The sequence below is a fragment of the Halobacteriovorax sp. YZS-3-1 genome, assembly GCF_047084945.1.
Lineage (GTDB): Bacteria > Bdellovibrionota > Bacteriovoracia > Bacteriovoracales > Bacteriovoracaceae > Halobacteriovorax_A > Halobacteriovorax_A vibrionivorans.
The window spans coordinates 22,346-38,465 of the sequence record NZ_JBKIYI010000002.1; the positions used below are offsets into that span (position 1 = coordinate 22,346).

Sequence of the window (16,120 nt, forward strand, 5' to 3'; positions counted from 1 at the left end):
GCCTTTTTTTATGATTTGAATTGTTCGATTTGTTCTTCTAGCGATTTTATTTTTTCTTCAAAGCTTGCGGCTTTTTCTCTAACTTCTGTAACGACTTCATCAGGTGCATTTGCCATAAACTTTTCGTTATTTAATTTCTTGCCAATTTTATCTAGCTCTTTCTTTGTCTTATCATAATCTTTTTCAAGACGTTTGATTTGAGCATCTAGATCAATTACACCATCAAGCTTTAAGAAGATATCCGTGTGAGTTGTTGCTTTCATAATACACTTTTTCGGGTTCTCAGTAGATTTGGCTGCAATCTCTACATCTTTTGCACGAGCGAGATCTTGTAAGCCTGCCATATTGTCTGCAAAGTAAGAAGATGCTTCTTCATCATCTGTTAAAAGGACAACTTCAACCTCATCTTTAGGTTTAATATTTACTGATTGCCTTAGGAAGCGAATACTTGAAACAACTTCAATAAACTTATTCATCTTAACTTGTTCACTTGGGTAGTTAAGAGATGTATCGTATTCTGGGTAATCGGCTGAGATTAGTAGGTCTTCGTTTTCTTCCTTTAAGTATCCCCAAAGCTCTTCAGTGATGAAAGGAGTGATTGGGTGAAGAAGGGCAGTGATCTTTCTAAAGCAGTACTTTAGAACAGTTGCTCTTTGAGTTTTTGCTTCTTGATCATCTCCGTTAAGAGTGTTTTTAGAAAGTTCAATAAACCAAGAACAGAATTTATCATATACAAATGAATATACTTCAGAACATGCATCGTCGTAGCGGAAAGCATCGAGTGATTCATTGACAACTTTCGTTGCATCATTAAGTTCTGATAGTATCCATTTCTCTTGATCATCAAGCTTTGCAGGAAGTTCTTTATTTGCAAGATCTAAGAATGGTGAGATGAAACGGAAAGCATTCCATATTTTATTAATGAAGTTTCTGTATCCTGCGATTCTTTCTGGATCAAGATTAATGGCACGATTGTAGCCAGAGCCTGCTGCTAGTGTAAAACGAAATGCGTCTGCACCATATTGCTCAACCATTTCAATCGGATCAATTCCATTACCAAGAGATTTACTCATCTTGCGACCAAGTTTATCTCGAACGATTGCATGGATATAAACTTTATCAAAAGGAACCTTGTTAGAGAATTTTGTTCCCATCATCATCATTCTAGCTACCCAGAAGAAAATGATATCAAAACCTGTAATAAGTACTGAAGTAGGATAGAACTTATCGAATCCTCTTTGTTCCATTCTTTCTTTATTTGGCCAGCCAAGTGTCGTCATTGGCCATAGCCCAGAAGAGAACCATGTATCTAGTACATCAGGATCTTGTGTATAATCTTTTGTACTACACTTTGGACAAGAGCTTGGTTCAAGTTCTTCGTCTGCCCATTGGTGCTCACAAGAGTTGCAAGTAAATACTGGAATTCGGTGTCCCCATAAAAGCTGGCGTGAAACACACCAATTCTTTGGTTCACGAAGCCAAGCAAAGTAAGTGTTCTCCCACCCTTTAGGATAGAATCGAGTTGTATCATCTTCAACTCTTTCTACAGCTTCTTTGGCCATAGAATTTACATCAACAAACCATTGCTTTGAAATCATTGGCTCAATAACAACGCCTGATCTTTCTCCATGACCAACTTGATGTACGTGCTTTTCTTCTTTAACAAATAACTCTAGTTCTTTTAACTTTTCAACTACGCCTTTACGAGCTTTCTTACAAGGTAGGCCTTGCCACTCTAGTCCGTGCTCATTAAGAGTTCCGTCTAGATTAAGAATATTGATTATTTCAAGATTATGTCGTTTTCCAATATCAAAGTCATTAAAGTCATGACCTGGTGTAACCTTAAGGCAACCAGTTCCTTTTTCAATATCAACATGCTCATCACCAACGATTGGAACCTCTCTATTACATAGAGGAACAATCGCTTTCTTACCAATTAAGTGAGCAAACCTTTCATCATTTGGATTAACGGCAACAGCTGTATCTCCAAGAAGAGTTTCTGGTCGTGTCGTTGCAATTTCTAGCTTAATATCACTATCTTTTACAGAATATAGAATATGATAGAAGGCACCATTAATTTCTTTGTGATCCACTTCTGCATCAGAAATTGCTGATTGTAGTTTTGGATCCCAGTTAACAATATAATCTGATTGATAGATAAGGCCTTCATTATAAAGAGTCACAAATGCACGTCTTACAGCATCATTTGCCTCAGGGTCCATTGTGAACATTGAGTAATCCCAATCACAACTTGCACCCATTACTTTTTGTTGGTTTGCAATAACACCACCATATTGCTCTTTCCATTCCCAAATTTTCTTTAAGAAGTCTTCTCGAGAATAGTCGTGCTTTGTTTTCTTCTCTTCGTTCCAAATTAGCTCTTCAACTTTTGATTGAGTTGCAATACCTGCGTGATCCATACCAGGAAGGAACAGAGTTTCATATCCTTTCATTCTTTTAAAACGAATAAGGGCATCTTGTGTTGTTATATCAAGAGCGTGACCTGCGTGAAGAATACCTGTGACATTTGGAGGTGGCATGATGACGCAAAAAGACTCACCTGTCTTTCCGGCTTTTGGAGCGAAGTACTTTTCACCTTCCCACTTTTTATACCACTTTTTCTCAACATCATTTGAGCTATAAGTCTTCGGTAAATCTTCGAATGATTTTGTCACAACTTTCTTCCTTTTATCGATTTAAATATTTGAAATTATATATCATATGATACACATTTTTTCTTTTAAAAATAGATGGGTAAACTATTGAAATTTCAAAAAATATATTGATGGGATCTACCAAGAATCCACGGGATCTGGGAGTTCTTCAGGTGCTTGATAGTCAGGATCTTTCTGGGGAGTTGTGTCAAAAAAGAGTTTATCAACTGCACGGCGTGCCTTAATAAGATCAATGTCATTAATTGAAATATACTGGCCTTTAGTATTTTGATTACCAGTTCGTGATGCTACTTGAAGGTTTCTGTTAACAACATTAAAAACTTCTAAGTTTGTATCAAGTAATGTTTGCTTTCTTGTTGCAGCTGGTTTCCTTAGTGTCTGAATCCAAAACTGAAGATAGCTTATGCGATTCATGAATTGGGAAAGCTCTTTTGAAGCTTTTTTATTTCTATCAGTACTTTTTATATAAGCATTATATTCTCGAAGAGTTTGGTTAGTTAGTAGCTCCCCCAAGTCTTTTAGAATTTTCTTTGCGATTCTTTTAGAAAAATACATCTCTTGATTTAACTTAAGCACTTCTTTTTCCAGTTCATTAAAAAGGCCTTGAGAAATATCTATATGTTTGTATTCTTTTGTCGTCTTTGTTTTTAAAACAGTATCCATGATAGAAAGCTCAATAAAATCATTATCAATAGGGGCCAAAAGGTTTTCTCCCAGTATAACGACCTCTTCTTGTGTGATTTTACTATTTAAATATAATTCTAAGATAAGGTCTTTGAGATATGGACTTACATTAGAAGCAAATTTGATTTCCTTCTCGCTAGGTGCAGATGCTAGAATTGAAAGAGTAAATAGAAACGAAATAATTAATTTCATAATTGTGATTTAATCTCCTCGTTTATTGAATATTTCCCTTCTTTATTTGTTAGTAGATAGATTTTATCTTTATAAGGAATAAGAACTTTTTCATTTTGAATCGTATATGTCGAAACATAATTTAGGTCTGTTCTTTTAAAAAGTTTCTTTTCTTTAAGATCAAATGAGACGAGCTCTCTTTGATTAATTAGATTTGAATTTTTACTCTTTAAAGTCAAAATAAAGTTTAATTCACCACTATTATATTGAAGATTATAAGCTGGACCGTATGTTGTATTAAAGAGTGGCGTCTTTTTAGTATAGTCGATTGAGCCTTTCTCAAGGCTTGAGAGTTGTACATATGACTTATTTGATATGGCAGTCTCAAGAATATAAATTTTTTCATTATCACTTGTTAGGCTTAGTTTAGAATTTGTCGTATCAAATTCATGTAATAAAAACTGCTTTTTGGATCTGTTGTTATAGATTGAAACATATTCGTAAAAGTCTTTATTTCTATCAGTGAAGTAGATGAGACTGTCATCAAAAATAATCGTTTGTGGACGATAGAGAAGATCCCTTGTTTTAAGTGGGATTTGGAAGCGATCCAAATAGTTTCTTGTATTGATAACTTCTATAAAGAGCTTATCTTTGTCTTCTTTCGTAAATGAAATATAGCCACTTTTTTTATGGAACTTAGGATATGAGCCTTTAGAGATAAAATTAAGTTCGTTGGACTTTATATTATAAAAATATATCTCAGAATCTTGAAAGAAACTAAAATTCTTAAAATGATTATCTTTCACACTGATAATATAAAGATCATCATTAACTTTAATTACATCAAACTCGCTATTAGACTTCTTTTCTATCACAACATTTGCTCTATTCTTTGCTGAATAAGCTAAAGTGTTCTTACCCTTTAGATAAAATGTCACACCTGTAAGGCTGTCGAGCTTTAAGTTATGAACGTTTTGCCTTGTTGAAAACTCAAGGAGTTTAGTCCTGGCCATAACTAAGCTATTCGATAGTATCAAGATAAGTAAAAGAGCTTTAGTAAATGCCATAAAACTCCCATGCTTTTAAAGGTGATAGGGTTGAATAACGTGATAATGCAGTGAAGACGTTTGCCCAGAGCATAAGTCTTGGGGAGTTCACATCGTCAATTGCCCCTCTGAAACTCAAGTAGGTATTGTTGTTAATCTCTTTATGGCCATCGATTATAAATGGCATAGGAGTACAGATTCCAAGTTTAGTGCTTTGGTAATGTGATGGATAAAGATCTTCACCACAGCCCATTCCGTGAATTATTCCGTTTTTCTTTTTATCTAAAAAGAACTTAAGAGAAGAAAGAGAGTTAATCTCCTGTTCCTTTAGTCTTAAAAGATTGATCATTCGATCATGAATTGAGGAATCAGTTGAATTATACTTTGTTTTAAAATAATCAAAGGTTAATTGTCCTTCACTCCAAATTTCTTTAATCGCTCTATTGTCTAACATGATTTTGTACTTACAAGATACAGTACGACATGCTACTTCTTCAGGAACAATCCAACATCCTGCTTTATATTTTAAGCGAAGGGGATTGTATTCTTTTTTGGAAACTTCTTGGCACTTGATTCTATTTGATACAGTTTTGGTTTGATAGAGCATATTAGCTACAACCATATTTAAAGCATTGTAATTTTCTTTTGAGTTACCTGGAATATAAGGAAGACATTTTTTCTCCTTACTTATCGAAGTATAACAAATCTTTAGAGGCCACTTATCTTCTTCATCTGACTCAAGATAGAGCCCATAAATCTTTTCATAGCTTGGAAATACACAGTCATTGCTTTTTATATCATTTGTTGCAAAGTGCTTTATCACTCTTGCTCCATTTACAATGGCAAGATTTCCTATGAACTTTGGACAATCATTAAAATTGTTTTTTAATCTCGAAACCATTAATGTCTCAGAGACTTTTTGACAGTCTGGCATTGGATAGAGAACACTTCCTTCTCTAGGTCCTTTCGTTTCACATACTTCAGGTCTTTGTCTTAATAGCTTTATGCATTTTATATATTCAACATCTTTTAAGTCTTCTTTCTTAAAGATGTTCTGACATCTTTGCTTAATATAATCTCTTGATCTTTGTTTATTTCTTATTAATGCCCAAAAGTCTTGCTGAGCATAATTATTACAGAATTTTTCTTTTCGATTTAGGTTAGAACAGAAGTTTCTAAAGTATAGAAGATCTTTTTCCTTAATTTCTTCAGTATAAGTCTTTGCTTGTCTTCTAAGTGAGTTTATATAACTTCTTTCTCTAATTGAAAGATCATTTTCTGTTAAATTTTGACTAAGTTTAGAGGCAAGGTCAATTGTATAGGGGGCACTACAAATATGATCGACATTTATATTTGCACTTAAATTATTATATTGATCTAGGCATTGTCCTTTGGAAGTTGGAAACTTTGGTGTAATTTTTTTGAAAGTATCTGCTAGGAGTCCTTTTTCAAATACACGACTTTGTTTAAAAGAAAGTCGACAGTTACTTTTATAATAGTGAGATAAGAAAGAATCAATTGGGACAATTGCCTTTGTCTTTTTCTCTCCTTCTGTTACCGTAGCTTCCACATTTAATAGGGGAGTTCCGTTAATGTTGATAAGTCGGTTTTTTAATAGAGTATAGATTGAACAATTATTTATACGATACAATTCTTTGTAATAGTCTGGTGAATAAAGAAGAATTGTATTTATTTGGCGTGTTGATAATTCAATTCTTTCTTCATCTTTAAAGATTTGTCTTATTTTCTCTTCATTAGAAGGATTTAAAATTTTTTGACCTATGTCCTGACGATACAGGTTTAGCTTTTCCTCAAATGATTCAAGGAGTCCTTTCTCTGGTAATGTTAATTTGGCTTTTGTTTTTTGAGGTGTATTTGATTGAGCATATAGACTAGGCCCAGTTAGTACTGAGCCTAGTATAATTAATTTAATCGATAGTTTTTGCAAGAATTGAGGCAACGTCCTCAATCTCAAGGTTTTCTGTACCTGTCTTTTCGCTAATTCCACCCTTAAAGTTTATCATACAGAAAGAGCAGGCCGTAGCTAATTTCTCAACTTTCTTCTCTCCAACATGGGCAAGTCTGTTAACGGCAGGATCATTTCCTTCCTCAACTTCGTACCACATGTTTCCACCACCCATACCGCAGCATAGAGCAGTGTCTTTAGTCTTATCCATTTCCTTGATTTCAACACCTGTTGCTTCAAGGATTTGTCTTGGTGCGTTGTATTCACCGTGATGGCGACCAAGGTAGCAAGGATCATGGAAAGTAAGATTCTCTTCTACTTTTTTCTCTGGCTTTAGTTTTCCTGAGCGTAGAAGGTCTGCGAGAAGTTCTGTGTGGTGAACTGTATCGAAGTCACCATCATCAAATTTCGCGTATTCTTTACCAATAGTATGAAGACAGTGAGGGCAGTGAGTTACAACCTTATCAAAGTCATATTGATTCATGTTGGCAATATTCTCAATTGCGATTTCAAAGAAAGAGTATTCATCACCAATTCTTCTGATTGGGTCACCATTACACTTTTCAGTTTTCCCCATTACAGCAAAGTCTACGCCTGCCTTCTTTAGGAGTTTAACAGTATCTTGAACTACTTTTTGGTTAGATGCATCGTATGAACCAGCACAACCAACATAGTATAAATAATCAACTTTCTTTCCAGCTTCGATTACAGGAACATCAAGTCCATCTGCCCACTTAAAGCGATCATCTTGTGAGATCCCCCAAGGGTTTCCATTGATTTGAACCTTTTGAACAGCTGTCGCAGCATCTGCTGGAACTTCACCAAGTGTAAGAGTCTTATATCTCTTTGCACCCATGATGATGTCAACGTGCTCGATATTTGCAGGACATTCTTCCATACAGGCACCACAAGTTGTACAAGAGTCTAGCTCGATTGCTGAGTAAGTCGAGTTTTCCCAGAAATCAGCATCAGTTTCACCTTTAGCTGCTGTATCAAAAGCAAGATCACGTGCTTTTGTGATAATTGTTTTTGGATCTAGTGGTCTTTCTGCGATATTGGCCGGACATACTTGTGTACAACGCCCACATTCAACACATGCTAGAAGATCAAGCTTGTTTTTAATTGTTAACTCAGAAAGTTTACCTAAACCAAATGTTTCTGCTGTTTCATCTTCAAAGTCCATTGGATCAAGAAGGGCCCCGCGTCTTTTTGGTGTAACAAGGGCAGCAAATGGTAGAACAAAAATATGAGAAAATTTAGTTGTTCCACAAGCAGCAACAAATAGCATTGTATTTGCCATGTGAACCATCCACATTCCACGATAAGTATATGCCCAAGCTTTCTCTGAAAGTGGAATGCCTTGGAATAATGTAGCAAGGAACCATCCAACAGGAGACCATGTTGCTTCACCAACAGGCATACCTGTTCCCATGATTCTTACACCTTCAATTAAGTAACCAAGAACGACAAGAGCAATTAGCATACTGTACATAAATAATTCTTGCTTTGGCTTAGTCGCTTTTAAGTAGTCAGGCTTATCAATATATCTTCTTTTGTATGCAAGAGCGATTCCGGTAAGAACCATTAGACCTGCAATATCAGCGAGGAATGAGATTACGATGTAAACATTACCTTTATAGATTTTAAAAGGTGTATCGGCATGAATTGCAACTAGGTCAGTAGCAATCCAGAGAATTACAAATCCCCAGAAAATAAGGCCGTGGAAGATTGCAACATTTAAGAAACGAGGCACTTTTCCTGTTAGAAGCATCGTTTTGAAAAACGAACTCCAGTTTAACTTTTCAGGGAAAAGATCTTTTAAGCCTTTTACAGCATCGAATCCTTTCTTACCTGTAATAAATTTGGCTTTTTCATAAAGCCCTTTGAACATAACAAAGACCGCTGCAAAAAATAGGATGTACATGACAACCTTAAACGAGTATGGAATATTCCAAAATATTTCTCGCGTAGCAGCATCAAGAGTTTGATTCATTTCTTCCCTCGCTTACTTTTTGTAGGTGAATAACATTTTTAATAATTTCAATCTTATATATATGGTAATATACCATAAGTATCCTTATTTAAAGAGTCAGAAATTATGTTGTACAATAAAAAAAACTTAATATTATTAATACTCTTCGGCTTATTTTTTTCTTGTTCAAGAGTAAAAACCATTAATTTAAAAAATCATTCTTTCAATAACTATCCCTCAAATTTAGTTTTTATTCAGATACCTGGCCTGAGTGAAGAGCACATGGGCTACTTGCACTTTAAGAACTTAAATTTCAATGCTCAAACAGAGCTTGAAAAGTATTCTTGTTTTGGAAAGATGTGGTCTTATAATATGATGACTGTAACTCCAGACATCGACGACCAGCTTTTAACACAGCTAAATGGATATTCACTTCCAAGTAATAGTTGTGAAAAATATCAGAGAAGAGCAATTTGGGATGTTTTAAATGGATCTGGCTATAGTTCTTCGGTTATTTATCGTGGCAAAACTCCTAAATTTAAAGAAATTGATAAATGTAATACAAATTTCTACAAAAATACTCGACTATTCGTCTCAGGGGCCAAAGAAAAAGTTGCAAGTGATAAAGAAACTTTTCACTTTCAACAAAAGAAAGAATATCAAAAAGGCAGTACTTACTACGATAAATCGTGCAAAAGAGATAAGTGCTTCTCTACAACAACAGATTTATTTAATCATGTCCTAACTGCGATGAATGATTCGAATCGTCGCTTCATTAATATTGTTGATTACGAATTACTTAATATTTTGAATAAGCAAGATGTGAAAGGGTTTACCTCTTATATGTCTAATCTAAATAACTTTCTTATCCAAGTAAGAAAGAGAATTAGTAAAACAAACGATTATTTAATTGTCGTTAGTTCGGCTTCTCCAAAGGCCATTGATTGGAAAAGAATTAATAAAAAATGGAGAAGTATTCCTATCGCTACAAATAAAAAGTCACAGTTAATGTCCCCTGTTTGGGCAGATGGCGCTTTGGCAGAAAATTTTTGTGGACTATATTTAGAGTCTGACTTAAATCGCCGCTTCTTCTGGCGTTCAGAAGAAACGACATTACCGTTTTAAGCTCTATTGTAGATTAAGTAAGTTTGTAACTTCTTCTTTTGTAATAAGGTATGCAGTTTTACAGTAGTCACATTTTGTTTCTACCGATAGGTCTTCGTGGAAAACATCGTCAAAGCCACTTGATCTTACAACACTGGCCACTCCTGTTACCATACGATCACGAGAACAGCTGCACTTAAATTTAATCTCAGTTGAAGTAAGGTAATCATAACCTAGTGATTCAAACTTCTCTTGAATTGGACCTTCTTCATTAAGTGCTTCTTTGAATATTGTATCTAAAGACTCTTTGTTTTCAGCAAGAAATTGATCAAGGCTGACAGACTCAATAACTTCTTCCTTATCGACATTTACTTCTGGAAGTTTTGTTATCAGTGCAACTTGGTCACTATCCTCACTAAGAATAATTGCTGAATTCATTTGATATGATCTTTTAAAAAAGTCATTAATGATTCCATTTACATTTTTATTTTTAACTTCAATGATACTTGTATAAGGAGATTTAGAATGAGGAAATTGCTTAGCAGTTCTAAGGTGTCCTGAGATCTTTTTTGGCATCTCTGGTAACTCTTCTGGAAGAATTAGAGTTCTAAAGAAGCCTGCCTGATTCATTTCAAGTTTGAATCTAAAATATGGTTCTTGTGAATCTAAAAAGATCCCCATATTTTCCTGTGGCTTAAGAAAGTTGATCATTGGAAGAATTGAAAGAGTAATATCTCTTAAAAATGCAAAGCCTTGCTGGTTGACACCGTGAATTAGTGCAAGATCGTGAATAACCTTCTGCCCCTCTAAGAAAGAGATTGCAAATGTTTTTTCTTTATTAATGAAGTTGAATAGACGACTTTCTTTAATCACAGTAAAATTCTCCTTGTATGCGCTTTATATATCGTTTTTCGAGTAAAGTGTCATTAGGAAGCTTAAAAAAAGGTAACGTTACGTGTTAAATCTCTACTTATACGAGAATCAATTCGATGAATTGCTGGCCAGCAATGAGAACATTAAAAATTGGCAAATTATCTGTCCTTCACCACAAAGGGCCGATCTCTACCGAGATATTCTTATTCGTCGCGGACTCGCTTCCACTTGTGAAACCATAACAATTGCAAAATTCTTATCAGATCACCTAGAACTTAGTGAATCTCAAACAAAATTATCAAAATCTGAATTAATGGTAGACCTATGGACTTTTTGGAAGTCTGCTGTAAATGATGACTACGAAAAATTTCATTTTAGTTTCGAACTCTTCACTGAAGTACGCTCTTATGATCTAAGTCAAAATCTTATTGAAGAATTAGGTCAGTTAGAGACCCTGGAGAAGGAGTGTATTGCTGGGCTGATGAGATTTCATACATATGTTGAAAATTTCAATATAGTAGATGAACAAAAATCGTATCAATTAGTAAGTGAGCAATTTAGGGCCGAAGAGAATATCGGGTATATCTTCATTGGATTTGATCACCTTAATGCAAATCAAATAGATATGCTGAAAGGGATGGGGAATAAAGCAGAGGTCTATGTTCCAATTAGTAAGGAGGTCTTCAACCAATGTGATGGTAAAGTCTTTTGGCCAAATTGGATAGAGACGCAACAGTTGAAAAAGGAAATTGATTTTGAAAATATTGATTGCGAATATATTTCAATTCCATCTGGACGAAGTGCAGAGTATTTTAGTGAATTGATAAGGCAGGACAAACAATTAATTAGTTTTTCAAACAGCTTAGATCTATCTCAAGTCAATTCGTTACTGATACCTGAAAAAAGGTTTAAAACTGATTTTGCATTATTTTTTAGTAGCGTTGATCAAATTACTTCAAAAATCCAAGAACAACTAAATCTCAATGGTGGAGTTTTAAGTTGTGATGATATTCAAAAGTTTTTAACTAAATTAAGTCTTCTAAATTTCAATGAAGATAATTTTATTAAATTGAAAACAATCCTGTCTTTTAAAAATGAAATTAAGGCTTACTCAGAAAAAGCGACGATTAACGAAGAACTCAGAAGCTCAGATCTGAAGTTAATTAAAGAAGTATTAGGGCTAAATCTTCCAAGAACATCTGTTGTTAATTTAACTAAAGATGACACGGGAACGATTGGAATAAGAGATAATCTTTTAAGTTTAGAAGATTGTGAAAATAAATATCTTTATATTTCAAAGGATGACTTAGGAGCTTTAACAACAGCACAAAGATTCTCAAATGATGTCTTAGTTATCTTTAGTGCTTTTGGTCCTCTTCAAAGTAAGGCCTTAGATATTGCAAGTTTGAGATCATTGATAAGACAATTTATTCAAAGTGGTGGAAAGCTCATTCTTGAGGAAGGTTTGCTCCACGGTAACTCTATAGCAGAGTCTCTTTTTGATGGCGTAAATCTTAACGATTATAATTTAGAAGTAAGTAAGAGACTGAGCTTTGAAAAGAGGGCCCAGCAAAAAGCGAGTGTAGGTGAGAAGTTGTCACCTTCATTTATTCAAACTTATATTGATTGTCCAAAGAAGTGGCACTTGAAATATGCACAAGGGGTTGATCTTGATGTTTCATCTTCGGCGTTCATTGATAGAAGATATATTGGGACAATTAATCACAGTGTAATTGAAGCGTATGTTGAAAAGCATGAAAGCTTTAGTGAATCTATATTGAGAGAGTTAATTAAAAACACATTGAATCGTTTTATTGTTGAGAACTCGCTACTTCCAGAAAGAATTGATATTGAAAGTTTAAGGCTTGCGATTGAATCATATTGTTCGTCTATTATTATAAAGTTGTTAGAAATAAAGAAAGACAAAGATGTCGAATTAATTTTTGAAAGAGATATTTCAAAAGTTAATGAAGAGTATAAAGGTTTTATTGATCTTCTAATTAAAAAAGGAGATGACTTTTATATTTATGACTTTAAGACATCTGGAGGTTCAATACCTAATAAAACAGATATCGTTGATTATCGAAAAATTCAGCTTATAGCATATTATAGAGCATGGTCACGTGAACATTCATTAAAAGGTGGCGGATATCTCTGTCTTGAAAACTTGAAGGACTCATTCTTTATTGGGGATGAAGTTTTCTTTGGAGAGTTTCATTCAAAGTCTAAACAGATCGAAGAAGTTGATCTTGATGAATTCCAGGATCATATGAAAGAAATTATTAAAGAAATGGGCTCGGTAGAGACTTGGCCTGCAAGACCAATGAGTAATCAAACATGTACTTTCTGTGTCGCTAATCCTGTCTGTGCAAAAGGAGAGATGCAATAATGGCCATTCAATTAAATGCAGAACAAGAAAAAGCAGTAAAGCATGATGGTGGTGTTCTTCTAAACGCTGGTGCAGGATCAGGGAAAACACGAGTAATTATCGAACACTTGGCTTATTTAATAGAGGAAAAGTATACGGCCTTGGAAGAACAACAGGTTCCAGATATTGGTCAATACTTGAAAGCTTATCTTTCTAAAATAGTCGTTATGACATTCACAAAAGAAGCCGCTGGTGAGCTTCAATCTCGTATGTTTGATCGCTTTAACGATGTTGAGGATAAAAATAAGAAGAAAATAATCGATGAGGCTCTCGAATCCTTAGGTATTTCAACGATCCATAGCTTCTGTTTAAAACTAATCAAGAGAGGCTATATCTTTGGTGCACCTGCTAATCTTGATATCGTCGATCGCTTTAAAATAAATGTAAAAATAGAAGAGCTTACAAAGCAGTGGTTTAATCGAAATCTTAATAATCCAAAAATAGAAATATTTCTAAAAAATATTGATGCACTTACTAGTTCGATGCAATTTGTATTTGCTAGTCCTGAGTTACGATATGAGTGGCAAACACTTGATGTTGATCATGTTGAATTTAATGAAGAAGAATACTTTGAGAATATTTTAGGTCTTTTGGGATGTTCCGAAATTTTTAAATGTCATTACTCGAGTGATACCTATTCAGAAGAACACGCAAAAAAAGCATGGTGGAAGCATTTAAATGCAAGCGAGTCATTCTTTTCTTCTAATAAGTATGATTGGGAAAATATTAAAAAGTTTTGCGAAGTCTATAAGGCAAATAAGCCACGTAAATCCAAGGGGATACCACTTGAAGTTGGTGAGTTAATTGAAGATGCAAATAAATTACTAAAGTTTGTTGAAAAAGAAGGTGAAAACTTCGATCAATTTTTTGCTAATGAAAATATATATCGTGAGTGGTTAAGCTTATATAAAGAACTATTTAATTATATTCAGGAACATTATTATAATTACCCCGGTATGGACTTCTCAGATATTGAATATTTAACTTTGAAATCTTTAGAGGAGTCAGAAGAGTCAAGAAGGCTCTGTCAGGAAAATTTTGATTATATTATTGTTGATGAGTATCAAGATACTTCACCAGGACAATTCCAAATAATACGTCATGCAATAGGTGATAATTTTAAAAAGCTTATGTGTGTTGGTGACAGGAAGCAGGCCATCTACGGTTTTCGTGGAGGTGAGATTGCCGTCTTTAATCAAACAGAAAAACTGATTCCTCAAAATCTCTATATGTCTAATAACTATCGATCAGAAGAAGCAGTTGTTAAATTTAATAACCAATTCTTTGATACCATCTTTGGTTTGGGTGAAAAATACCAAGGGCACGATCAATATAGTGTAAAGGTCGATTATCAAAACTTTCCAGCCGATGTGAAAGAGTCCGCTCTAGGTAGTGTCAAAGGGCATATTGTTGATCTTGAAATGGAGGTCGAAGGAAGACTTACCTCTACTGTATATGACGATATTGAAGCCAGCTCAATTGCTGAATTAATTGAAAAGAAGTTCAAGGAAAATCCACAAGAACAAATTTGTATTCTTTATCGTACTCTGGCCCCGTCAAAGCAATTGATTTCAAATTTAATGAGTAAGAAAATACCGTTTGTTGCTCAGGTTAAAATTCCATATGGTGAAGATCCGTTGGTAATTATCTTTAAGGCTTTTATTAATTTCTTGATTGAAGCAGATAAAGAAGGGGCGGATTCAAAGAGGTTGCAGGCCATTGCTCGTTATTATAATTTTATAATTAATGGAGTATGTCGACATTACTACGACGAGTATCGAGAGTTTACAATTGAAGATCTCGCTAAGATGAAGGGTACGTACAAGAATAGTAATGTGGAGTATGCATTTTGGTCTTTTGTATTTGACCTGGGACTATCGAGTTCTACATATAAGAATAATTCAGAAAAGATAAATGGAATTATCGGCGGCGCTAAAGGAGATATTGATCAAATTTATAAAATCTTGAAGTCTCTTGAGAAGGACTCTTATAGTGCAAGCTTTTCATATCTATCTAATGCGAATGTAAGAATTATGACGACTCACGCTTCAAAGGGTCTTGAATTTGATACAATTATATTAGGTGGTATTCATACTAATGGACGTACTGTTGTTGATACATCAAAGTTTGGTTCACTTCCTGGGGCCTTGTCTTGGGGAGCTGATATACATACAAAGAAGTTAAACTCGTCTCCTAATTTAATTCTAGAAAAACTAATCAAAAAGCAAAAAGAGTTTTCAGAATCAAAACGACTATTCTATGTTGCCTGTACTCGGGCCGTTGAAAATATTGAGTATTTTGATATCAGTGTAAATGGGAAGGAAGTAAAGCATTCAGATAATAGCTGGATTGTACCTCTTCGGACTCATCGTCTAAACGAAGTAGAATGTGATGACTTTTCAGTTGCATATGAAGTTAGCTCGTCAAATCGTCCACCAATCTATTTCATGGATGCACTTGGAATTAAAAATGTTGAATCAACTACAAAGCTAGGACTAATATCAGAATTATCAGTTACAAAGTTATCTGAACTGGCCTTGTGCTCACGAAAGTTTTACTTAAACCAAGTATTGAAATTAGATGAAGACTTTAAAGAATTCACAAAAGAGAATGAAATTGAAACTCCTTCTGCATTCGGTGTTTCTGATGTCGACCGTGGAAATCGTCTGCATTTTCTTGTTGAAAATTTAATTAAGGGCAAGGACTTAAAATTTAACAGTCCTCAGGAACAAGAGATTGTGGAGTGGGTAAATGAATATATTCAAAAATCGGCCCATGAAAAGATTCTAAGTGAGCATCAAATTAAGTTTTCTTTCTTTGGCCAGATGATAACTGGGATTATAGATGCTTTAGTCTATCAAAATAATCAAGTAGTGGAGATCTGGGATTTTAAGTCAGGTCTAATTGATGAGGATAAGCTGAGATCATATTTCTTCCAGTTAAAAACCTATGCTTTTGGTCTGAAATTAATCAATGAAAATATGGCAAGTACTATAAATCTTAAAGTTTTGGCCCTTGATGAGAAGAGAATTATTGAAGAGAAAATTGAAATCAGTAATGTTGAAAATGATCTCTTCGAAGTGTGGAGAACACTAAGTGATTTGGTCGGAAAAAGAATTAAGCACTGTTCATCTTGTTTGTATGGAAATTTATGCCACCAATAAGCGACTTAATTAGTACTTAACATCTTATGTTAAAATA

Annotated in this window: 9 protein-coding genes; 3 read left to right on the forward strand and 6 right to left on the reverse strand. The window is 34.3% G+C overall.

What is annotated here, in order from left to right; all coding sequences use genetic code 11:
* Window positions 1-8: 8 nt before the first annotated feature.
* The 5 genes from ACMAZI_RS10055 to ACMAZI_RS10075 all read right to left on the reverse strand — a co-directional run bounded on the left by ACMAZI_RS10055 (window position 9) and on the right by ACMAZI_RS10075 (window position 8,535).
* Window positions 9-2,675 carry a valine--tRNA ligase gene (locus ACMAZI_RS10055; RefSeq protein WP_412474030.1) on the reverse strand — a complete coding sequence of 889 codons (2,667 nt, stop codon included), beginning with the start codon at window positions 2,673-2,675 and terminating at the stop codon, window positions 9-11.
* 117 nt (window positions 2,676-2,792) lie between these two features.
* Entirely contained in the window at window positions 2,793-3,551 is a 759-nt protein-coding gene (locus ACMAZI_RS10060; protein ID WP_115362217.1) for a hypothetical protein, read from the reverse strand.
* Window positions 3,548-4,597 (reverse strand): hypothetical protein, encoded by a 1,050-nt coding sequence (locus tag ACMAZI_RS10065; protein ID WP_412474031.1) that lies wholly within the window; start codon window positions 4,595-4,597, stop codon window positions 3,548-3,550. The genes ACMAZI_RS10060 and ACMAZI_RS10065 overlap by 4 nt, the downstream gene beginning before the upstream one ends.
* Window positions 4,584-6,524: a hypothetical protein gene (locus tag ACMAZI_RS10070; protein ID WP_115362213.1), complete on the reverse strand. Its 1,941-nt coding sequence runs from the start codon at window positions 6,522-6,524 to the stop codon at window positions 4,584-4,586. The genes ACMAZI_RS10065 and ACMAZI_RS10070 overlap by 14 nt, the downstream gene beginning before the upstream one ends.
* Entirely contained in the window at window positions 6,505-8,535 is a 2,031-nt protein-coding gene (locus tag ACMAZI_RS10075) for a heterodisulfide reductase-related iron-sulfur binding cluster (RefSeq protein WP_115362211.1), read from the reverse strand. Before ACMAZI_RS10075 ends, ACMAZI_RS10070 begins: the two co-directional genes overlap by 20 nt.
* A 261-nt stretch (window positions 8,536-8,796) precedes the next feature.
* Here ACMAZI_RS10075 and ACMAZI_RS10080 point away from each other — a divergent pair, with 261 nt between their 5' ends.
* On the forward strand, window positions 8,797-9,639 hold the full coding sequence (locus ACMAZI_RS10080; protein ID WP_412474032.1) for a hypothetical protein: 843 nt from the start codon (window positions 8,797-8,799) through the stop codon (window positions 9,637-9,639).
* Between the two features lie 3 nt (window positions 9,640-9,642).
* Here the strand turns inward: ACMAZI_RS10080 and ACMAZI_RS10085 are convergent, their stop codons facing one another.
* Complete coding sequence (locus tag ACMAZI_RS10085; protein WP_115362207.1) at window positions 9,643-10,491, reverse strand: Hsp33 family molecular chaperone HslO; 849 nt, start codon at window positions 10,489-10,491, stop codon at window positions 9,643-9,645.
* An 82-nt stretch (window positions 10,492-10,573) separates the two neighbouring features.
* Between ACMAZI_RS10085 and ACMAZI_RS10090 the strand changes: the two genes are divergently transcribed.
* Window positions 10,574-12,880, forward strand: coding sequence for a PD-(D/E)XK nuclease family protein (locus ACMAZI_RS10090; RefSeq protein WP_412474033.1), 2,307 nt, complete (start codon window positions 10,574-10,576; stop codon window positions 12,878-12,880).
* A complete protein-coding gene (locus tag ACMAZI_RS10095) occupies window positions 12,880-16,083 on the forward strand; it encodes a UvrD-helicase domain-containing protein (RefSeq protein WP_412474034.1) in 3,204 nt (1,067 codons plus the stop codon). Before ACMAZI_RS10090 ends, ACMAZI_RS10095 begins: the two co-directional genes overlap by 1 nt.
* Window positions 16,084-16,120 lie beyond the last annotated feature (37 nt).

Bases quoted from the DNA above. Each gene is read 5' to 3' on its own strand.
- ACMAZI_RS10060 (WP_115362217.1), bottom strand. From the start codon at position 3,551: ATGAAATTAATTATTTCGTTTCTATTTACTCTTTCAATTCTAGCATCT.
- ACMAZI_RS10065 (WP_412474031.1), bottom strand. From the start codon at position 4,597: ATGGCATTTACTAAAGCTCTTTTACTTATCTTGATACTATCGAATAGC.
- ACMAZI_RS10075 (WP_115362211.1), bottom strand. From the start codon at position 8,535: ATGAATCAAACTCTTGATGCTGCTACGCGAGAAATATTTTGGAATATT.
- ACMAZI_RS10080 (WP_412474032.1), top strand. From the start codon at position 8,797: ATGGGCTACTTGCACTTTAAGAACTTAAATTTCAATGCTCAAACAGAG.
- ACMAZI_RS10095 (WP_412474034.1), top strand. From the start codon at position 12,880: ATGGCCATTCAATTAAATGCAGAACAAGAAAAAGCAGTAAAGCATGAT.